The following is a 20,293-nucleotide window of genomic DNA, read 5'->3' as shown; positions in this document are numbered from 1 at the left end:
TCATTCTCCGCTTCGTCCTTGCCCGTTCGCCACGTCGAGGACCCCGGGCAGCGCCCGGAGGAAGGCGTCCGCCTCGGCGTCGGCGAGGAGCAGCGAGGGCATGATCCGTACGACGTCGGGGGCGGGCGCGTTCACCAGGAGGCCGGCGTCCTGAGCCGCCTGCTGCACCTGGGGCGCGAGGGGCTCGGTGAGCACGATACCCAGCAGGAGCCCCGCACCCCGGACGTGGGAGACCAGGGGGTGGCCCAGGGCCTCGATTCCCCGCCGCAGCCGCTCCCCGACCGCCTTCACGTGGTCGAGGGCGGCGTCGGCGGCGAGGGTGTCCAGGACGGCGAGGCCGGCGGCGCAGGCGATCGGGTTGCCGCCGAAGGTGGTGCCGTGGTGGCCGGGGCCGAAGAGGTCCGCGGCGCGGCCGAAGGCGACGGTCGCTCCGATCGGGAGGCCGCCGCCGAGCCCCTTGGCGAGGGTCACGACGTCGGGCTCCACGCCCTCGTGGGCCTGGTGCTCGAACCAGTGGCCGCACCGTCCGATGCCGGTCTGCACCTCGTCGAGGACGAGCAGCGTCCCGGTGGCGCGGGTGATCTCGCGGGCGGCCCTCAGGTAGCCGGCGGGCGGGACGACGACGCCGTTCTCGCCCTGGATCGGCTCGATGATCACGAGGGCGGTGTCCTCGGTGACCGCGGCCCGCAGCGCCTCCGCGTCGCCGTACGGGACGTGCGTGACGTCGCCGGGCAGCGGAAGGAAGGGGGTCTGCTTGGCGGGCTGGCCGGTGAGCGCGAGGGAGCCCATGGTCCGGCCGTGGAAGCCGCCCCGCGTGGCGACCATGTGGGGGCGGCCGGTGAGCCGGCCGAGCTTGAAGGCGCCTTCGACGGCCTCGGCGCCCGAGTTGCAGAAGAAGACCTTCCCGGGCCGGCCGAAGAGGCCGAGGAGCCGTTCGGCGAGGGCCACGGGCGGCTCGGCGACGAAGAGGTTGGAGACGTGGCCGAGGGTCCCGGCCTGCCGGGTGACGGCCTCGACGACCGCCGGGTGGGCGTGGCCGAGGGCGTTGACGGCGATGCCGCCGACGAAGTCCAGGTACTCCCTGCCGTCGGCGTCCCACACCCTGGCGCCCTCGCCGCGGACGAGGGGCAGCCGGGGCGTGCCGTAGTTGTCCATGAGCGAGCCCTGCCAGCGCAGGGTCAGCTCCGTGTTGCCGTCGCCGTTCATCGGTCCCCCGGTCCGTTCCGGTCGTCCGGCACGACCATCGTGCCGATGCCCTCGTCGGTGAAGATCTCCAGCAGGATCGAGTGCGGGACCCGCCCGTCGATCACGCGGGCCGTGGTGACCCCGTTCCGTACGGCGTGCAGGCAGCCCTCCATCTTGGGGACCATGCCGCTGGAGAGCTCGGGCAGCAGCTTCTCCAGCTGGCTCGCGGTGAGGCGGCTGATGACCTCGTCGCTGTTCGGCCAGTCCTCGTAGAGGCCCTCGACGTCGGTCAGGACCATCAGGGTCTCGGCACCCAGCGCCGCAGCGAGTGCCGCAGCCGCCGTATCAGCATTGACGTTGTAGACATGTCCGTCGTCCTGGGAGCGTGCGATGGAGGAGACGACCGGGATGCGGCCGTCCTCCAGGAGGGCTTCGATGGCGCCGGTCTCGATGGCGGTGATCTCGCCGACCCGGCCGATGTCGACCTGTTCGCCCTCGATGACCGGCCGGTGCTGGGTGGCGGTGATGGTGCGGGCGTCCTCGCCGGTCATGCCGACGGCGAACGGGCCGTGCTGGTTGAGCAGCCCGACCAGTTCCCGCTGGACCTGCCCGGCGAGCACCATCCGCACGACGTCCATCGCCTCGGGGGTGGTGACCCGGAGGCCGGCCTTGAACTCGCTGACCAGGCCGTGCCGGTCGAGGGCGGCGTTGATCTGGGGGCCGCCGCCGTGCACCACGACCGGCTTGAGGCCGGCGTGGCGCAGGAAGACGACGTCCTGTGCGAAGGCGGCCTTGAGGTCGTCGTCGATCATGGCGTTGCCGCCGAACTTGATGACGACGGTCCTGCCGTGGTGGCGGGTGAGCCAGGGCAGCGCCTCGATGAGGGTCCGGGCCTTGGGGAGCGCGGTGTGCTTCCGCGTGGCGCCGGTCACGACGAGTACGCGCTGTTCTCGTGGACGTAGTCGGCGGTGAGGTCGTTCGCCCAGATGACGGCGGACTCGGAGCCGGCGGCGAGGTCGGCGGTGATGACGACCTCCCGGTAGCGCATGTCGACGAGGTCGCGGTCCTCGCCGACGGAGCCGTTCCTGCAGACCCAGACGCCGTTGATGGCGACGTTGAGCCGGTCCGGCTCGAAGGCGGCGGCCGTGGTGCCGATGGCGGAGAGCACCCGGCCCCAGTTGGGGTCCTCGCCGTGGATGGCGCACTTGAGGAGGTTGTTGCGGGCGATGGAGCGGCCCACCTCGACGGCGTCGTCCTCGGTCGCGGCGTTGACCACCTCGATGCGGATGTCCTTGCTGGCGCCCTCGGCGTCGCCGATGAGCTGGCGGGCGAGGTCGTCGCAGACGGCCCGTACGGCTTCGGCGAACGCCTCCCGGTCCGGGGTGACGCCGGAGGCGCCGGAGGCGAGGAGCAGGACGGTGTCGTTGGTGGACATGCAGCCGTCGGAATCGACCCGGTCGAAGGTGACGCGGGTGGCGCCCCGGAGGGCGTCGTCGAGGCCCTTGGCGTCCACGTCGGCGTCGGTGGTGAGGACGACCAGCATGGTGGCGAGGCCCGGGGCGAGCATGCCCGCGCCCTTGGCCATGCCGCCGACCGTCCAGCCGTCCTTCGTCACCACGGCGGTCTTGTGGACGGTGTCGGTGGTCTTGATGGCGATGGCGGCCTTCTCGCCGCCGTGCTCGGAGAGTTCGGCCGCGGCCTTCTCCACGCCGGGGAGGAGCCTGTCCATGGGGAGCCGCACGCCGATGAGGCCGGTGGAGGCGACGGCGACCTCGCCGGCGCCGACCTCGGTCCCGGCGGCGCTCAGGACCTCCGCGGCCTTCTCGGCGGTGGCGTGGGTGTCCTGGAAGCCCAGGGGGCCGGTGCAGGCGTTGGCACCGCCGGAGTTGAGGACGACGGCGGTCAGTTCGCCGTCGGCGAGGACCTGCTGGGACCAGACGACGGGGGCGGCCTTGACGCGGTTGGAGGTGAAGACTCCCGCGGCGGCGCGGCGGGGCCCGGTGTTGACCACGAGGGCCAGGTCCGGGTTGCCGTTCTGCTTGATCCCGGCGGCGATGCCGGCCGCCGTGAATCCCTTCGCTGCGGTGACGCTCACTGTGCTTCTCCGTTCGCTTCTCCGCCCGCGCGGTACGGGGGCGCGGGCTTCGTCGTCTGTGGACCGGGGGTCGTGCGCGCCTCGCTCACGGAGCGACCCCGGTCGTGGAAAGTCCGGTGCCCTCGGGGAGCCCGAGGGCGATGTTCATGCTCTGCACCGCGCCGCCGGCGGTGCCCTTGGTGAGGTTGTCGAGGGCGCTGATCGCGATGATCCGGTTCGCGGCGGCGTCGAACGCGACCTGCACCTGAACGGCGTTGGAACCGTAGACGGACGCCGTGGCCGGCCACTGTCCCTCGGGGAGCAGGTGGACGAACGGCTCGTCCGCGAAGGCCTTCTCGTACGCGGTCCGTACGGCCCCGGCGGTGACGCCGGGCTTCGCGGCGGCCGTGCAGGTGGCGAGGATGCCGCGGGGCATCGGGGCCAGGGTGGGCGTGAAGGAGACGGTGACCCGCTCCCCCGCCGGTCCGCTGAGGTTCTGGATCATCTCGGGGGTGTGGCGGTGGCCGCCGCCGACCCCGTACGGGGACATGCTGCCCATGACCTCGCTGCCGAGCAGGTGCGGCTTGAGGGCCTTGCCGGCGCCGGAGGTGCCGGAGGCGGCGACGATCACGGCCTCGGGCTCGGCGAGTCCGTGGGCGTACGCGGGGAAGAGCGCGAGCGAGACGGCGGTGGGGTAGCAGCCGGGCACCGCGACGCGCTTGGACCCCTCCAGGGCGGCGCGGGCGCCCGGCAGTTCGGGGAGGCCGTAGGGCCAGGTCCCGGCGTGCGGGGAGCCGTAGTAGGTTTCCCAGTCGGCGGGGTCGTTCAGCCGGAAGTCGGCGCCCATGTCGACGACCAGGACGTCCGGGCCGAGCTCCTCGGCGACGGCGGCGGACCGGCCGTGCGGCAGGGCGAGGAAGACGACGTCGTGCCCGGCGAGTTCCCCGGCGGTGGTGGGCGCGAGCAGGCGGTCGGCGAGCGGGAGCAGGTGGGGCTGGAGTTCCCCGAGCCGCCGGCCGGCGTGGGAGTGGCCGGTCAGCGTCCCGATCTCGACGTGGGGGTGCGCCAGGAGCAGGCGCAGGAGCTCTCCTCCCGCGTATCCGCTCGCACCCGCCACCGCTGCTCGTACCGTCATCGAAACCCTCCTCATGGATGGCATGACTATACGTGGCATCGCACTTTTATGCAACGAGCTCCGCCGGGGCGACCGAGGCGGACCGCAAGAGGGCACTCGACCCCTCTTTGCATGACCATGCGAGATGATGCATACTCTTCCTATGTCCAAGGTCCTCACCTCCCTGCCCGCCGGCGAGCGCGTCGGCATCGCCTTCTCCGGCGGCCTCGACACCTCCGTCGCGGTCGCATGGATGCGCGACAAGGGCGCCATCCCCTGCACCTACACCGCCGACATCGGCCAGTACGACGAGCCCGACATCGCCTCGGTGCCCGGCCGTGCGAAGACCTACGGTGCCGAGGTCGCGCGCCTGGTCGACTGTCGCGCGGCGCTGGTCGAGGAGGGCCTCGCCGCGCTCACCTGCGGCGCGTTCCACATCCGGTCGGGCGGTCGCGCCTACTTCAACACCACGCCGCTGGGCCGCGCCGTCACCGGCACCCTCCTGGTCCGGGCGATGCTGGAGGACGACGTCCAGATCTGGGGCGACGGCTCGACCTTCAAGGGCAACGACATCGAGCGGTTCTACCGCTACGGCCTCCTCGCCAACCCCCACCTGCGGATCTACAAGCCGTGGCTCGACACGGACTTCGTGACCGAGCTCGGCGGCCGCAAGGAGATGTCGGAGTGGCTCCTCGCCCACGGCCTCCCCTACCGGGACAGCACGGAGAAGGCGTACTCCACCGACGCCAACATCTGGGGCGCCACCCACGAGGCCAAGACCCTGGAGCACCTGGACACGGGCGTCGAGACCGTGGAACCGATCATGGGCGTCCGGTTCTGGGACCCGTCGGTCGAGATCGCCGCCGAGGACGTGACGATCGGCTTCGACCAGGGCCGTCCGGTCACCGTCAACGGCAAGGAGTTCTCCTCCCCCGTCGACCTGGTGATGGAGGCCAACGCCATCGGCGGCCGCCACGGCATGGGCATGTCGGACCAGATCGAGAACCGGATCATCGAGGCCAAGAGCCGCGGCATCTACGAGGCCCCCGGCATGGCCCTGCTGCACGCCGCGTACGAGCGCCTGGTCAACGCGATCCACAACGAGGACACCCTCGCCCAGTACCACAACGAGGGGCGGCGGCTCGGCCGGCTCATGTACGAGGGCAGGTGGCTGGACCCGCAGGCCCTGATGGTGCGCGAGTCGCTCCAGCGCTGGGTCGGCGCGGCCGTCACCGGCGAGGTGACGCTGCGGCTGCGGCGCGGCGAGGACTACTCGATCCTCGACACCACGGGCCCGGCGTTCAGCTACCACCCGGACAAGCTCTCCATGGAGCGCACCGAGGACTCGGCCTTCGGTCCGGCGGACCGGATCGGTCAGCTCACCATGCGGAACCTCGACATCGCCGACTCGCGCGCCAAGCTGGAGCAGTACGCGGGCCTCGGTCTGATCGGCACGGCCAACCCGGCCATCGGCGCCGCCCAGGCCGCCGCGACCGGGCTCATCGGGAACATGCCGGAGGGCGGGGCCGAGGCCATCGCCTCCCGCGGCGAGTCCTCGGGCGACGACGAGCTGCTCGACCGGGCCGCGATGGAGTTCGGCACGGACTGACGCACGGCGCGGCGCCCACGCCCACGCCTGCGTGGCGCGTCGGCGTGACGCGGTCGGCGGCCCCTCGGCCGCGAGAAGGCCGGTCCGGCACCCCTGGTGCCGGACCGGCCTTCTCCCGTCGCCGGACGGTTCCCGGCGAGGACGGGACGCGCGGGCCCGGAGCGGCGGACCGCCCCGCGGGGCCCTTCTAGCGGCGCACCGCGCGCAGGACCACGAACTTCGGGTCGCTCGCGACCAGTTCACTGTTGCCGAAGATCCGGCGGAGGGTGACGTGGTAGCCGAGGTGCCGGTTGCCGACGACCCACAGTTCCCCGCCGGGGCGCAGGGCGCGCCGGGCGTCCGCGAACATCCGGCGGGCGGTGCGGTCGGTGGTGGCCTGGTGGCTGTGGAACGGCGGGTTGTTGAGGACCAGGTCCAGCGAGCCGGGGGGCAGGTCCGCGAGTCCGTCGCCGACGAGGAACTCGGCCGCGCGCCCGTCGCCCGCGTGGGTGCGGAAGTTCTCCTCGGCCGAGGCGACGGCCTGGTACGACTCGTCGGTGAAGACCGGTTCCGCGCCGGGTTCGGCGAGGGCGACGGCGAGGCCGACCACGCCGTTGCCGCAGCCGAGGTCCGCGACCCGGGCCCGGCCGAGGTCCCGGGGCAGATGGGCGAGGAGGAAGCGGGTCCCGATGTCGAGGCGGTCGGCGCAGAAGACGCCGGCGTGGTTGACGACGGTCCGGCCGGGCAGACCGGGCGCGGGGGTGTCCGCCGGGAGGGCGTACCGGTACGGCCAGGGGTTCGGGCCCGGATCGGCGGCGGGGCCGGGGGACGTGTGGATCAGCCGGGCCTTCCTCACCGCGAGCGAGGTGCGGGTGGGGCCGAGGACGCGCTCGAAGAGCTTGAGCGTGGAGGTGTGGATCTCCTTGACCATGCCGGTGCCGACGATCACGGTGCCCTCGTGGACGGCGGGCGCGAGCCGGTGCAGCTGGTCCTCCAGGAGCGCGAGGCTCTTGGGGACGCGGACGAGGAGCACGTCGATCCGCGCGGGCGGCGGGTCCTGGGTGGTGAGCAGCCGGACGGCGTCCGGGGCGGCCCCGGCGCGCGCGAGGTTGGTCCGGGTGGCCCGTCCGCCGAGGTACGAGTCGGTGATCTGGACGAGTTCGCCGGGGTCCGCCGCCTGGAGGGCGGTGACGAGGGCCCCCCAGCGGTCGCCGAGGACGGCCACGGTGCCGGAGAGGTCGGTGCCGGTCCCGGCCAGGTGCTCCAGGAGGTACTCGTCGGACGCGTCCCAGGCGCGCAGCGGGTCGCGCGGGTCCTCGGGATGGCGGGTCAGCGTGAAGGCGCCCCATGACGTGCTCAAACGGTTCATCGTGGGTTCAGGCTAGCCGGTCGGGCACCGCCCCTCCGTCCTCCGTCGGCGCTTCCCCGCCGGCGCTCCCTTCCCTCCCCCTCTCCACCGTCACCTCCGCTCCGCCCCCGGCACCGGCGGTGCGGGCGGCGGTGGTCAGCGGAGGGCCGCGTCGAGCTGGAGGTGCCAGAGGCCGGGGCGGCCGGCGAGGGTGACGGTGGAGAGGGGGCGGACCTCCACGTTCCAGTACGTGGCGGGCGGCGCCTTCAGGGCGTACACGAGGGCGGCCCGCACGACGGAGGGCTCGGCGACGGCGACGATGGCGCCGTCCTCGGCGGGGCGGGTGTCGAGCCAGTTCCCTATCCGGGTGATGAAGGCGAGGAGCGGTTCGCCGCCGTGCGGGGCGGTGCGGGCGTCGGTGAGCCAGGCGTCGACGGCGGCGGGTTCGAGGGCGGCGACCTCGGCGAGGGTCAGGCCGCGCCAGCGGCCCATGTCGCAGTCGCGCAGGGCGGGCTGGACGAGGGGCGCGTATCCGAGGGCGGTGCCGGTGGCGCGGCTGCGGGGGGTGGGGGAGCAGTAGCGCAGTTCGGCCGCGCCGAGCGGGATGAGCGCGGGCGCGGCCTGCTGCACCTCGTACCAGCCCGCCTCGTCCAGCGGCCGGTCGTCGTCGAACCGTTCGGCGAGCAGGGAGGAGCTGCGTGCCGCTGTGACGAGCGTCACCCGAAGACTCATGGCCGCGATCGTGAGGCCGGTGGCGCCGCTGGTCAAGGGGGTCGTTTCGGGAGGGAGGAGGGGTCCGGGTCAGCGCTGCCCGAGAGCCATCAGCTTGTCCGGATTTCGTAGTGGCGTGAAACCCACCTTCTCGTAGACGCCGTGCGCGTCGTCGGTGGCGAGCATGACGCGGCTCAGCCCGTACGGCTCCAGGAGGTCCCGGACGGCGGTGACGAGCGCGGTGCCGAGGCCGGCGCCCCGGGCCGGGCGGTCGACGTAGACGTCGCAGAGCCAGGCGAAGGTGGCGTAGTCGGTGACGACGCGCGCGTAGGCGCTCATCTCGCCGGTGCCGCGGTGGTAGGCGCCGACGTTGAGCGAGCCGGCGATGGCCCTGTCCTGCTTCTCCCGAGGTCGGCCGTGGGCCCAGTAGGAGTCGGTGGAGAGCCAGTGGTGGACGCGGGCGGCGTCGATCCGGGCGGGATCGGCCGAGATCTCGTACGCCCCGTGCATGACGGGGCGCTCCGGGGCGGGGGTGTCGCTCATGGGCGCAGGCTTCCAGGAACGCGCGGGCTTGTCAGGCGGTTTCCCCGGGCGCCGGCGCGGGTTCCGGGCCGGCCGCGCCCCTCGCGCGGCCCGGGGCCGGGAGCCGGCCGGTCAGTTCGCCGACCGCCGCGCGCAGGCGGTCCACCCCCTCCACGAGCTCGGCGGGGCCCGCGACACCCGCGAAACTCAGCCGGATGTGCCCGGCGGGGGGTTCGGCGCAGAAATAGGGGCGGCCGGGGGCGACGGCGACCCCGCCGCGCAGGGCGGCGGCGAGGAGGGAGGCCTCGGACAGCGCGTCGGGGAGGCGCAGCCAGAGGTGGTGGCCGCCGGAGGGAATGTGCGGCAGGGCGAGTTCGGGGAGGTGCCGGGCGAGGGCCCCGGTCATGACGTCCCGGCGGTTCTTGAGCTCCTGGGAGACGGCGCGGAGGTGGCGGGGCCAGGCCGGGGAGCCGACGAGTTCGAGCGCGGCCTCCTGGAGCGGGCGGGGGACGAAGAAGCTGTCGACGACCTGGATGGCGCGCAGCCGTTCCAGGACGGGGCCCCGGGCGGCGAGGGCGCCGACGCGGAGGCTGGGCGAGGTGGGCTTGGTGAGGGAGCAGACGTGGACGACGACGCCGTCCGGGTCCTCGGCGGCGAGCGGTTCGGGGAGGGGCGGGGCGTCCTCGTGGACGAGGCGGCGGGCGAAGTCGTCCTCGACGACGAAGGCGCCGGCGGCGCGGGCGATGCGGACGACCTCCCGGCGGCGTTCCGGTCCGAGGACGGCTCCGGTGGGGTTCTGGAAGAGCGGCTGGCAGACGAAGACGCGGGCCCCTGTCGCGCGGAAGGCGGCGTCGAGGTGTTCGGGGCGGACTCCCCCGGCGTCGGCGGGAACGGGCACGGGGCGGAGCCCGGCGGCGCGGGCGGCGGCGAGCATGCCCGGGTAGGTGGGCGACTCCACGAGGACGGGGGCGCCGGGCGGGGCGAGGGCGCGCAGGGCGGTGGTGATCGCGGACTGGCCGCCGGCGGTGACGAGGATCTCGGCGGCGGTGACGCTGCCGCCGATCTCTCGGGCGAACCACTCGCGCAGCTCCGGCAGGCCGTCGGTGGGCGGCCTGCCCCAGGCGCCGGGGCGGCGGCCGGCGCGGGCGAGGGCGGCGGCGAGGGCCCGCGTGGGCTGGAGGGAGGGGTGGAGGTAGCCGCCGTTGAACTCGACGACTCCGGGCGGGGGCGCGGAGAGGGTGACGAGGACGCCGGAGGCGTCGACGGTCCGGGGGACGGTCTCGGCGGCGGTGTCGGCGCTGAGGGACACCTCCTGCCAGGAGGTGTCCCCGACGGCCGGGGCGGGGGTGCGCGGTTCCGCGCGGAAGGCGCCGGCTCCGGGACGGGTGACGACGAGCCCTTCGGCGGCGAGCTGGGCGAGGGCCCGGGTGACGGTGACCGGGGAGACGCGGTAGCGCTCGACGAGCGCCCGGCTCGATGGCAGTTTCTCACCGGGTGAGTAGCGGTTCAGCTCCGCTCGCAGGGATTTCGCCAATTCGGTGCCTCTGCTACGCTGTTGCATGAGAGCACAGGATAGCGCTACCGAGCCGACGACGATAGCGGTCACCGCTCCGCCCCTCCGGGCGGCGGGCGGGCCGGACGCGACCGGCCCCGGGCTGCCCGCGCCCGCCGGGGCCTCCCGCACCGGAACGGACTCGGGGACCGGCCCCGGCCCGCCCGTCCCGTCCCCGCCCCCGACTCCCCGCTCCGGGGCACCCTGCTCGCCGGACTCGGCGTGGTCGCGTTCTCCCTCACCTTCCCGTCGACCGTCTGGGGCCTGGAGAGCTTCGGCCCCTGGTCCCTGGTGGCCGTGCGCTCCACCCTCGCCGCGCTCGTCGCCGGCGCCTTCCTGCTCGCCGGCCGGGTGCCGCTGCCGGAGCGGCGCCACTGGGCGGGGCTCGCGGTGGTCGCGGGCGGGGTCGTCGTCGGCTTCCCGCTCCTGACCACCCTGGCCCTCCGCACCTCCACCACCTCCCACGCCGCCGTGGTGGTGGGCCTCCTGCCGCTCACCACGGCGGCCCTCTCCGCCCTGCGGACGGGGCGGCGCCCCTCCCGCACCTTCTGGATCGCGGCCGTCTCCGGCGCCGCGGTGGTGCTCGGCTTCACGTTCCAGCAGAGCGGCGGGGCGGTCTCCGGGGGCGACCTGTACCTCTTCGGGGCGCTGCTCGTGTGCGCGGCCGGCTACACCGAGGGCGGCCGGCTCGCCGCCCTGATGCCGGGCTGGCAGGTCATCGGCTGGGCCCTGGTCCTGTGCCTGCCGCCGATGCTGGTCGCCTCGGCGGTCGCGCTGTCCGCGGAGCCGGTCCGCCCGAGCGTCCACGGCGTCCTCGGCCTGGTGTGGGTCGCCGCCGGCTCGACCTTCTTCGGCCTGTACGTCTGGTACCGGGGCATGGCCACGATCGGCGTCCCGAAGGCCAGCCAGCTCCAGCTCGCCCAGCCGCTCCTCACCCTCTTCTGGTCGGTGTTCCTGCTCGGCGAGACCCTTCCCCTGGCCGCCCCCGTCGCGGCCGGCGGGGTCCTGGTCTGCATCGCCGTCACCCAGCGGGCGAAGTCCTGACCCGGGTCCCACCGCACCGCCGCACCGCCGCATCGGTGGATCGCCGCATCGGTGGATAGGTGGATCGGCAGACCTGCGGACCTGCGGACCGGTGGACCGCCGCACCGGCGCGACGGGGCCGGGGGTCCGGGTCCACCATGGAAGTCGGAGGCCCCGAAGGGGGCGGAGACGGATCGGCCGCGAGGAGGTCACTCCGATGCAGGCGAGCGTGGGCGACGAACTGCTGGTGCACGGCCGGACCGTGGGTCATCACGACCACACGGCCGAGGTCCTGCAGGTCCTGGGCGAGAACGGCACTCCCCCGTACCGCGTGAGGTTCGACGACGGGCACGAGGCCCTGGTGTCACCGGGCCCCGACACCGTCGTGCGCCACGACGCGGGGACGGGGACCGGCTGAGACCGGGGACCGGCTGGGACCGGGGACCGACTGATACCGGGAACCCGCCGCGCCCCGGGACGGTCCCGCCCCGGGGGCGATCCCGGCCGTCCCGGAACCGCCCGTCCCTGCGGGAGCTACCGGGGCGGGCGGACCCTGGTCGGGTAGTGGTCGGCCACCACGGCGGCCATCGCCCCGATCCGGTCCCTCGCGACCTCCTTCGCCGAGAAGAAGCAGTGGCCGCCGACCCCCGGGCACCGCCGGGCCAGCTCCAGGTGGCGCGAGAGCTCCCCGGGGTCCTGCCAGGCGGCGGGCTGTGCGGGGTCGCCCGCCTTGTAGAGCGCCTCGCCGATGTAGAGGCCGACGCCGGTGCCCCGCACCACCGCGTCCCACCAGGGCAGCAGCTTGGCGTAGTCGGCCGCGGCCAGGCCGATGTTCCAGTACAGCTGCGGCACGATGTGGTCGATCCACCCCTCCCGGACCCACTTGCGGGTGTCGGCGTACAGGTCGTCGTACGTCTGGACGCCCGCGGTGGTGTCCGAGCCCTCCGGGTCGGTGCCGCCGTTCCGCCAGACCCCGAACGGGCTCACCCCGAAGGCCACGTTCCGTCCGGTCTCCCGGATCCGGTCCGACATCTCGGAGACGAGCAGGTCGGTGTTGTGCCGCCGCCAGGACGCCCGGTCGGGGAAGTCGCCTCCGTACCGCGCGTACGCCTCGTCGTCGGCGAAGACCTGTCCGGCGACCGGGTACGGGTAGAAGTAGTCGTCCCAGTGCACGGCGTCCACGTCGTAGCGGCGCACCGCGTCCAGCATGGCGTCCTGCACGAAGCTCCGGACCTCCGGCAGCCCCGGGTTGTAGTAGAGCTTCCCGCCGTAGGGCAGCACCCACTCCGGGTGGAGCCGGGCCGGGTGGGAGGCGACGAGCCGGGCCGGATCGGTGTGGTTCGCCACCCGGTACGGGTTGAACCAGGCGTGCAGGTGGAGGTCGCGCGCGTGGGCCTCGGCGACGGCCGTGCCGAGGGGGTCCCAGCCGGGGGCGCGGCCCTGGGTGCCGGTGAGGCACGCGGACCACGGCTCGTAGGGCGAGGGCCACAGGGCGTCGGCGGACGGCCGGACCTGGAGGACCACCGTGTTGAGGCGCCGCTCGGCCGCCGTGTCGAGGTGGACGAGGAGTTCGTCGCGCTGCTGCCCGGCGGTCAGGCCGGGCCGCGAGGGCCAGTCCAGGTTCCCCACCGTCGCCAGCCACATGCCGCGGAACTCCCTGCGGCGGCGTCCCGGCCGGCCCCGCGCCGGGCTCCGCTCCTCGGGTGACGCGTCCGCCTCCACGGCCCCCCGGGCCGTTCCGGAAGCCGCCCCGTGCACCGACGCCCCTGTCGTCCCCGTCACGGCGAGCGCCGTTCCGGTGGCCCCGGCCACGAACCTTCTTCTCCCGATAAGCGCCATTCGTACCCCTCCTCTGTCGGATACGTCACATCCACCGGGACAGCATGCCCACCCTGGGCGATCGATCATCGGTTAATGAGCGGTAACGTCGTGGGGTCGAGGCGGACGCGCGGAATCACACGGGCCCGCCGCCAGCAGAGAGCGAAAGGCACGAGGTGACGGACTCCATGGCCGACATTGAGCGCGTCGGAGTAGTGGGCTGCGGCCAGATGGGCGCGGGCATCGCGGAGGTGTGTGCCCGGAGCGGTCTCGAGGTGAGGGTCGCCGAGACCACCGGCGAGGCGCTGGAGATCGGTCGCACGCGGCTCTACAACTCGCTGGCGAAGGCCGCCGAACGCGGCAAGATCAGCGAGGAGGAGCGGGACGCGGCGCTCGCGCGCCTCAGCTTCACCACCGACCTGGGCGAGTTCGCCGACCGCGACCTCGTCATCGAGGCGGTCGTGGAGAACGAGCAGGTCAAGACCGAGATCTTCCAGGTCCTCGATCAGGTGGTCACCCGGCCGGACGCCATCCTGGCCTCGAACACCTCCTCCATCCCGCTGGTGAAGCTGGCCGTGGCGACCTCCCGCCCCGACCACGTCATCGGCATCCACTTCTTCAACCCGGCCCCGGTGCAGAAGCTCGTCGAGCTGATCCCGGCCCTCACCACCTCCGAGGGCACGATCAGCCGGGCGCAGGTCTTCGCCGAGAAGACGCTCGGCAAGCACGCCATCCGCGCCCAGGACCGTTCGGGCTTCGTGGTGAACGCGCTGCTCGTGCCGTACCTGCTCTCCGCGATCCGGATGTTCGAGTCGGGCATCGCGAGCCGCGAGGACATCGACAACGGCATGGAGTTCGGCTGCGCCCACCCGATGGGCCCGCTGAAGCTGTCCGACCTGATCGGCCTGGACACCATCGCCTCGATCGCCGACTCGATGTACGCGGAGTTCAAGGAGCCGCTGTACGCCGCTCCCCCGCTGCTCCAGCGCATGGTGGACGCGGGCCGGCTCGGCCGGAAGACCGGCTCGGGCTTCTACCCGTACTCCTGACCCCTCCGGGGTCCCCGGAACCACTCTCCGCAGCACCCGGACGGCCCGTACACCCGCACAGGTACGGGCCGTCCGGCATGTCCCCGGTCCCGCCGCGCCCCGGACCCGCCGCAGGACGCCCGACGGCGGCCACTGCTCCCCCACGCCCAGACCCGACCGCATTCGGTCGCATCCAGTCACATCTGGTCACATTTGTTCACAGGGGAACGCGCAGCGCCCCGTCGATGAGCGCGGCCGCCTCCCGGGCGTCCCCCGCACCGCTCGTGAGCAGGTGCTCCCGCACCTGCCGCAGCCGGTCCCGCAGCCGCCGCGACTCCATCCCGCGCGCCCGCTCCGTCATCTCCACCGCCGTGCGCGCCGCCCCGTCGGCCTCGCCCCGCCGCAGTTCGATCCGGCACAGGACGGCGAGCCGGTGCACCCGGCCCCGGTCGTGCGAGGGCGCCCCGACCGCCGCGGCGGCGTGCTCGTGGGCGGCCTGGAGATCACCCAGGCAGAGGAGGGCCTCGGCGATCTGCACGTCGACGAACCCCGGCTGCACGTAGCCCGTCTCGGGGGGCTCCCCCTCCGGGCTGATCCGCCCGGCCGCCGCCTCGGCCCGGCGGGCGCAGGCCAGCGCGGTCGCGCCGTCGCCCAGGCGCGCGTACGCCTTCGCCTGCATCGCCGCCAGGTCGGCGGCGAGCGCCGGGGTGATCCGCCGTCCCGCCGCACGCAGCGCCGCCTCCGCGAACGCCACCGCCTGCCGGTACTCCCCCAGGCACAGCGACTGGTTGACGAGGAGCGCGATCACGTACGCGCCGAACCCCCGGTCCCCGCTCGCCTTGGCGAGCCGCAGGGCCTGGTGGAAGTAGCGCTGGGCCAGGCCGTGCGCGTCCGCGTCGTAGGCGCAGATACCGGCCACCGCCACGAGCCCTCCGGTGGCGCGGTGCAACCGGCGTCCGAGGGCGTCGCCGTACGTGCCCCGCAGCAGCGGCGCCGTCCCGGTGGTGAGGAAGCCGACGATCCGGGCCCGGGTCGCGACGCCCCCGGCCTTGCGGTACATCTGCTCGTAGTGGGCCCTGGCGGCGGTCAGCACGGCGATGTCGGCCGCCGAGACGGTGGTCCGTCCGGTACGGGAGACGTCCGCGTCCCCGGGAGGGTTCTCCCACTCCCACACGGGCATCACCGCCGAAGTGCCGGTCAGGACCGGTGCGGTGACGACGTGCGGCCGCCGCTGCTCGTCGGAGCGCCAGAGCGCGGCCGCCCGCTCCACGAAGCCGGAGAGGGACGAACCGGACGCCGTCGCCGGCCCGTCCGGCACGCCGAGGCCGATGTCGTCCAGGGTCACCTGCCGGCGCAGCCGCGCGGCGAGCACCTCGCAGATCAGGTCCGGCACCTGGCCGCGCGGCCGCTGCCCCTTCAGCCAGCGGGCCACGGCGGTGTGTTCGTAACGCAGGGCGAGTCCCCTGGCCCGGCCGGCCCGGTTCACCCGGGCGGCGAGGCCGGCGTGCGAGACGCCCGCTTCGTCGAGCAGGGCGTCGAGCAAGGTGTTGGGCTGCATGGCCGCTCCGGTCGCTCGGTGAACTCAGCGTAGCGGTGGCCGATTTCGTACGGGGCGGAGTGGCGCGGAATGACCTCGTACGGGGTGGGACCGTGTACGAAGGTTCCAGGAAGGGAGCCGGTAGTGACCCCGTACGGGACGGGACCGCGCACGAAGGTTCCGGGAGGGGAGCCGGTGCGGGCGGCTTCGCACGGGGTGTGAACGGATCACCCCTCCTTCCGCCCCGCGCGCTCTGCCGCCCCCGCCCCGCCTCCGGTTGACTGTGCTCCTCGCCGCAAGGCGACGACCGGACCGCCGGGCTCCCCCTCGTACAGTGCGGCGGCCCGGTCCGTGCCGCCCGCCCCGCCGATCTGCCCGACACTCCGTGGCGGGGCGGGCGGCACCGGTCCCGGTCCCCTCCGCCCAAAGGCGGGAGGAGGGGACGGTCCGGGGGCGGCGCAGCCCGGGTTCGGCGGGTTGCGCCGGCACCCTGGCAAGGTCGTTCCGCACGACGAGGAGCACGGCGTCGTCGGTCGGCCGCCCGTGTGGCGCAGCAGCTCCTCGTGGACCCGCCGCACCAGGGCGGCGGGCGGCTCGCCGGGCGGCCCGGCACCGAGGGGGAAGAACCGCCCCCGGCGGTCGCGGACCTCCTCAGCAGCACCCGCTGGACGGCGGCCGCGACGGCCCGCACTCGCGACGGCTCCCGCACGAGCCCGTACCGGGTTGCGACGGCACCCGGAGGCACCCGCGGCACGCTGGTCCGTCCCTGCGGCCGCGTCGATTCTCCCCAGGGCCCGCGCCCCGGCGGAACACCCCGGCGATCTCACCCGAAGGAGTGAGCACCCCCGGCACGCCGCCCTGCGCCGGGGTCCGCCACGCGCACGGGCACACGAGTTCCGCGCGGACGTGCGCGCACGGACGCGAAGCGGTCGCCCGGCCGCGAGCACTGCTCTTGCGAAGCGGATGTCCGCGGCTCCGGAGAACGGCGGAGGGCCGCCCCGGGAAATCCCGGGGCGGCCCTCCGCGTCCTCCGTGCGGGGCGTCAGGCGCCGCGCAGAACGGCGCCCGTGCGCTCGGACGCCAGTGCGACGGCCGCGTCGCGGGCCGCGGAGGCCTCGTCGGCCGTCAGGGTGCGGTCCGGGGCGCGGAACTTCAGGGCGTACGCCAGGGACTTGGTGCCCTCGCCGAGCTGGTCGCCGGTGTAGACGTCGAACAGCCGGACGGATTCCAGGAGTTCGCCCGCGCCCTCGCGCAGGGCGGCCTCGACCTCGGCGGCCGGGACGCCGGAGGCGACGACCAGGGCGACGTCCTGGGTGGCGACCGGGAAGGAGGAGATCCGGGGGGCCTTCACGGGGCCCCCGTTCGCCTTCTCCAGGAGGTCCAGGTCGATCTCCATCGCGCAGGTGCGGGCCGGCAGGCCGAACGCCTTCACCACACGGGGGTGGAGTTCGCCGGCGTGGCCGACGAGGACCTTCTCGCCGTCCGCCTCGACGTGGAACGCGGCGCAGCGGCCCGGGTGCCAGGGGGCGTGCTGGTCCGCGCCGATGATCAGCTCGACCCCGGCCTCGGCGGCCACGGTCCGGCCGGCCTCGATCGCGTCCGCCCAGTCGGACGGGCGGCCCTTGCCCCACCAGCCGGCCTGCTCGCGCGTGCCGGCGAGGACGACGGCGGCGCGGCGCGGCTGCGCGGGCAGCACGGCGTCGATCCCGGCGATCTCCTCGTCGGTGGGACGGCGGTCGACGGGCAGCCGGACGGCGGTGCCGGGCTCCCCCTCGGGCCGGAAGACCAGGCCGGTCTCGAAGAGGGCCAGGTCGTGGCTGCCGCGGCTGTCATTGCGGCGGAGCGCGCCGAGCAGGCCCGGGAGCAGCGTCGTGCGGAGCGCGGGCTCCTCGTCCGAGAGCGGGTTGGCCAGCCGCACGAGCCGGCGGCGGGCGTCGTCCGCGTCGAGGCCGAGGTCGTCGAGGGCCTGCTCGCCGATGAACGGGTAGTTCAGGACCTCGACGTAACCGGCGCCGGCCAGGGCGCGGCCCACGCGGCGGTGGACGCGCTGGCGCTCGGTGAGGCCGCGGCCGGCCGGGGGCTTCGGCAGCGTGGAGGGCAGGTTCTCGTAGCCCTCCAGGCGGATGACCTCTTCGGCGAGGTCGTTCGGCGCGTTGAGGTCGGGGCGCCACGAGGGCACGGTGACGACGAGCTCGTCCTGGCCGTAGACGTCGCAGCCGACCTCCTGGAGGCGGCGGACGACGGTCTCGCGGCCGTACTCCATGCCCGCGACCTCGTCCGGGTGGTTCGCCGGCATGGTGATGGTGCGCGGCGCGGACGGGGCGGAGACCTCGGTGACGCCGGCCTCGGCGGTGCCGCCCCCGAGCAGCACCAGCAGGTCGACGCAGCGCTGGGCCGCGGCGCTGGGCGCCTTGGGGTCGACGCCCCGCTCCCAGCGCTTGGAGCCCTCGGTGGAGAGCTTGTGGCGGCGGGAGGTGCGGGCGATCGTGATCGCGTCGAAGTGCGCGGCCTCGATGACGATCTCGGTGGTGCCGGTGACGATCCCGGTCTCGGGGTCGGTCTCGGGATCGGCGATCTCGGTGTGGGCGCCGCCCATGACGCCGGCGAGGGCGATGGGGCCGCTGTCGTCCGTGATCAGCAGGTCCTCGGGGTCGAGGACGCGCTTGGTGCCGTCGAGGGTGGTGATGGTCTCGCCGGGCTCGGCGCGGCGGACCCCGATGGGGCCGTTGAGCCGGGTGCGGTCGTAGGCGTGGAGCGGGGTGCCCAGCTCCAGCATCACGTAGTTGGTGATGTCGACGGCGAGCGAGACGGACCGCATGCCGGCCTTCTGCAGCCGGCGCTGCATCCAGATCGGGGTGCGGGCCTCGGGCGCCACGCCGACGACGGTGCGCGCGGTGAAGCGGTCGCAGCCGAACGGGTCGGCGATCCGGACCGGGTAGCCGTACGCGTTGGGCGCGGGCACGTCGAGCAGTGCCGGGTCGCGCAGCGGCAGCCCGTAGGCGGTGGCCGCCTCGCGGGCGACGCCGCGCATCGAGAGGCAGTAGCCGCGGTCCGGGGTGACGGCGATGTCGAGGACCTCGTCGAACAGTTCCAGGAGGACCGTGGCGTCGGTGCCGACCTCGTGCTCCGGCGGCAGCACGATGATGCCGTGCGAGCCGTCGTCGCCCATGCCCAGCTCGTCGCCGGAGCAGATCATGCCCCGGGAGACGCGTCCGTACGTCTTGCGCTCGGCGATCCGGAAGTCACCGGGGAGGACGGCGCCGGGCAGGGCCACGACGACCTTGTCGCCCTCGGCGAAGTTCCGCGCGCCGCAGATGATCTCCTGGGGCTCGCCGGTGCCGTTGGCGTCGCCGACGTCGACGGTGCAGAAGCGGATGGGCTTCTTGAACTCCGTCAGTTCCTCGATGGTGAGCACCTTGCCGACCACCAGCGGGCCGGACAGGCCGGCGCCGAGCCGTTCGACGGTCTCGACCTCCAGGCCTGCCGAGATGAGCTTGGCCTGGACGTCTCGGCCGGTCTCCGTCGCCGGCAGGTCGACGTACTCCCGCAGCCAAGAAAGCGGGACCCGCATCAGATCTCCATCCCGAACGGCCGGGTGAACCGGACGTCACCCTCGACCATGTCTCGCATGTCTTCGACGTTGTGGCGGAACATCAGCATCCGCTCGATGCCGAACCCGAAGGCGAACCCGCTGTACTTCTCGGGGTCCACGCCGCAGGCGACGAGCACCTTCGGGTTGACCATGCCGCAGCCGCCGAGTTCGATCCAGCCCTCGCTGCCGCAGGTGCGGCAGGGGCGGTCCGGGTTCCCGACGGACTCGCCGCGGCAGACGTAGCAGAGCATGTCCATCTCGGCGGACGGCTCGGTGAACGGGAAGTAGTTCGGGCGCAGCCGGGTCTTCATGTCCGAACCGAAGAGCGCCTGGACCATGTGGTCGAGGGTGCCCTTGAGGTCGGCCATGGTGAGCCCCTCGTCCACGGCGAGCAGCTCGATCTGGTGGAAGACCGGGGTGTGCGTGGCGTCGAGCTCGTCGGTGCGGTAGACGCGGCCGGGGCACACGACGTAGACCGGGGGCTCCCGGTCGATGAGCGTGCGGGCCTGCACCGGGGAGGTGTGGGTGCGCAGCACGACGCCGGACTCGTCGCCGGTGGTGGCCTTCCCGTCGGGGGAGGTCCCGCGGACGAAGAAGGTGTCCTGGGTCTGGCGCGCCGGGTGGTCCGGGAGGAAGTTGAGGGCGTCGAAGTTGAACCACTCCGCCTCGACCTCGGGCCCTTCGGCGACCTCGTACCCCATGGAGACGAAGACGTCGGAGACGCGTTCCATGAGGGTGGTCAGCGGGTGGCGGGCGCCGGCCGGGACGCGGTCGTACGGCAGGGTGACGTCGACGGCCTCCTCCACGAGGACACGGGCGTCGCGCTCGGCCTCCAGCTCGCTCTGGCGGGCGGCGAGCGCCTTGGAGACGGCGCCGCGGGCCTGGCCCACGAGCTTGCCGGCGGCGGCCTTGGCCTGCGGGGGCAGGGCGCCGATCTCCCGGTTGGCGAGCGCCAGCGGCGAGGTGCCACCGGTGTGCGCGGTCTTCGCCTGCGCGAGCGCGTCGAGGTCGCCCGCGGCGGCGAAGGCGGCGAGCGCCTCGTCCCGCATGCGCTCGATCTCTTCCGGTTTCAGCGCCTCGACCTCGACCGGGTCGTACGACTTATTGGGTGCGGACATCTCTTCCCGTGCTTCCGTTGGCTTGGCTGGGCGGCCCCGCTCGACGTCAAGGGCGCAAACGTGCCAAAGGTCGAGTCTAACGG

15 protein-coding genes and 1 pseudogene are annotated in these 20,293 nt (G+C 73.9%); 4 read left to right on the top strand and 12 right to left on the bottom strand.

Going from position 1 to position 20,293, the window contains the following annotated elements:
- The 4 genes from ACZ3IL_RS16930 to argC form a co-directional block, all read right to left on the bottom strand.
- Positions 1-1,206, bottom strand: coding sequence for an acetylornithine transaminase (locus ACZ3IL_RS16930; RefSeq protein WP_467391073.1), 1,206 nt, complete (start codon positions 1,204-1,206; stop codon positions 1-3).
- On the bottom strand, positions 1,203-2,117 hold the full coding sequence (argB, locus tag ACZ3IL_RS16925; RefSeq protein WP_467391071.1) for an acetylglutamate kinase: 915 nt from the start codon (positions 2,115-2,117) through the stop codon (positions 1,203-1,205). The genes ACZ3IL_RS16930 and argB overlap by 4 nt, the downstream gene beginning before the upstream one ends.
- On the bottom strand, positions 2,114-3,280 hold the full coding sequence (argJ, locus tag ACZ3IL_RS16920; RefSeq protein ID WP_467391069.1) for a bifunctional glutamate N-acetyltransferase/amino-acid acetyltransferase ArgJ: 1,167 nt from the start codon (positions 3,278-3,280) through the stop codon (positions 2,114-2,116). The genes argB and argJ overlap by 4 nt, the downstream gene beginning before the upstream one ends.
- An 85-nt stretch (positions 3,281-3,365) precedes the next feature.
- Positions 3,366-4,394 (bottom strand): N-acetyl-gamma-glutamyl-phosphate reductase, encoded by a 1,029-nt coding sequence (gene argC, locus ACZ3IL_RS16915; protein WP_467391067.1) that lies wholly within the window; start codon positions 4,392-4,394, stop codon positions 3,366-3,368.
- Positions 4,395-4,536: 142 nt separating this feature from the next.
- On the opposite strand from argC, the gene argG reads away from it, so the two are divergent.
- A complete protein-coding gene (gene argG, locus ACZ3IL_RS16910; RefSeq protein ID WP_467391065.1) occupies positions 4,537-5,982 on the top strand; it encodes an argininosuccinate synthase in 1,446 nt (481 codons plus the stop codon).
- Positions 5,983-6,169: 187 nt separating this feature from the next.
- Here the strand turns inward: argG and ACZ3IL_RS16905 are convergent, their stop codons facing one another.
- The 4 genes from ACZ3IL_RS16905 to ACZ3IL_RS16890 form a co-directional block, all read right to left on the bottom strand.
- Positions 6,170-7,330 carry a methyltransferase gene (locus ACZ3IL_RS16905; protein ID WP_467391063.1) on the bottom strand — a complete coding sequence of 387 codons (1,161 nt, stop codon included), beginning with the start codon at positions 7,328-7,330 and terminating at the stop codon, positions 6,170-6,172.
- Between the two features lie 135 nt (positions 7,331-7,465).
- On the bottom strand, positions 7,466-8,041 hold the full coding sequence (locus ACZ3IL_RS16900) for a histidine phosphatase family protein (protein ID WP_467391061.1): 576 nt from the start codon (positions 8,039-8,041) through the stop codon (positions 7,466-7,468).
- 69 nt (positions 8,042-8,110) lie between these two features.
- Positions 8,111-8,563: a GNAT family N-acetyltransferase gene (locus ACZ3IL_RS16895; protein WP_467391059.1), complete on the bottom strand. Its 453-nt coding sequence runs from the start codon at positions 8,561-8,563 to the stop codon at positions 8,111-8,113.
- Positions 8,564-8,594: 31 nt separating this feature from the next.
- The gene (locus ACZ3IL_RS16890) at positions 8,595-10,103 is read right to left on the bottom strand and encodes an aminotransferase-like domain-containing protein (RefSeq protein ID WP_467391056.1); all 1,509 of its coding nucleotides are present in this window, start codon (positions 10,101-10,103) and stop codon (positions 8,595-8,597) included.
- On the opposite strand from ACZ3IL_RS16890, the pseudogene ACZ3IL_RS16885 reads away from it, so the two are divergent.
- Together ACZ3IL_RS16885 and ACZ3IL_RS16880 are read left to right on the top strand one after the other, a co-directional pair.
- Positions 10,102-11,138, top strand: a pseudogene (locus tag ACZ3IL_RS16885) (DMT family transporter). The gene ACZ3IL_RS16890 and the pseudogene ACZ3IL_RS16885 overlap by 2 nt on opposite strands.
- A gap of 196 nt (positions 11,139-11,334) precedes the next feature.
- A complete protein-coding gene (locus tag ACZ3IL_RS16880) occupies positions 11,335-11,535 on the top strand; it encodes a DUF1918 domain-containing protein (RefSeq protein WP_467391054.1) in 201 nt (66 codons plus the stop codon).
- A gap of 116 nt (positions 11,536-11,651) precedes the next feature.
- Here ACZ3IL_RS16880 and ACZ3IL_RS16875 read toward each other — a convergent pair whose 3' ends face one another.
- Positions 11,652-12,956, bottom strand: coding sequence for a glycoside hydrolase family 10-like protein (locus ACZ3IL_RS16875; RefSeq protein WP_467391052.1), 1,305 nt, complete (start codon positions 12,954-12,956; stop codon positions 11,652-11,654).
- 167 nt (positions 12,957-13,123) lie between these two features.
- Between ACZ3IL_RS16875 and ACZ3IL_RS16870 the strand changes: the two genes are divergently transcribed.
- Positions 13,124-13,984, top strand: coding sequence for a 3-hydroxybutyryl-CoA dehydrogenase (locus tag ACZ3IL_RS16870; protein WP_467391050.1), 861 nt, complete (start codon positions 13,124-13,126; stop codon positions 13,982-13,984).
- A 196-nt stretch (positions 13,985-14,180) separates the two neighbouring features.
- On the opposite strand, the gene ACZ3IL_RS16865 is transcribed toward ACZ3IL_RS16870, so the two are convergent.
- The 3 genes from ACZ3IL_RS16865 to pheS form a co-directional block, all read right to left on the bottom strand.
- The gene (locus ACZ3IL_RS16865; protein ID WP_467391048.1) at positions 14,181-15,521 is read right to left on the bottom strand and encodes a transcriptional regulator; all 1,341 of its coding nucleotides are present in this window, start codon (positions 15,519-15,521) and stop codon (positions 14,181-14,183) included.
- A 1,021-nt stretch (positions 15,522-16,542) separates the two neighbouring features.
- Positions 16,543-19,071: a phenylalanine--tRNA ligase subunit beta gene (pheT, locus tag ACZ3IL_RS16860; RefSeq protein WP_467391046.1), complete on the bottom strand. Its 2,529-nt coding sequence runs from the start codon at positions 19,069-19,071 to the stop codon at positions 16,543-16,545.
- Positions 19,071-20,210, bottom strand: coding sequence for a phenylalanine--tRNA ligase subunit alpha (gene pheS, locus ACZ3IL_RS16855; RefSeq protein WP_467391044.1), 1,140 nt, complete (start codon positions 20,208-20,210; stop codon positions 19,071-19,073). The genes pheT and pheS overlap by 1 nt, the downstream gene beginning before the upstream one ends.
- Between the last annotated feature and the right edge of the window lie 83 nt (positions 20,211-20,293).

Source organism: Streptomyces sp. NPDC014907 (assembly GCF_055562975.1).
This window is presented reverse-complemented; position numbering and strand designations above follow the sequence as displayed.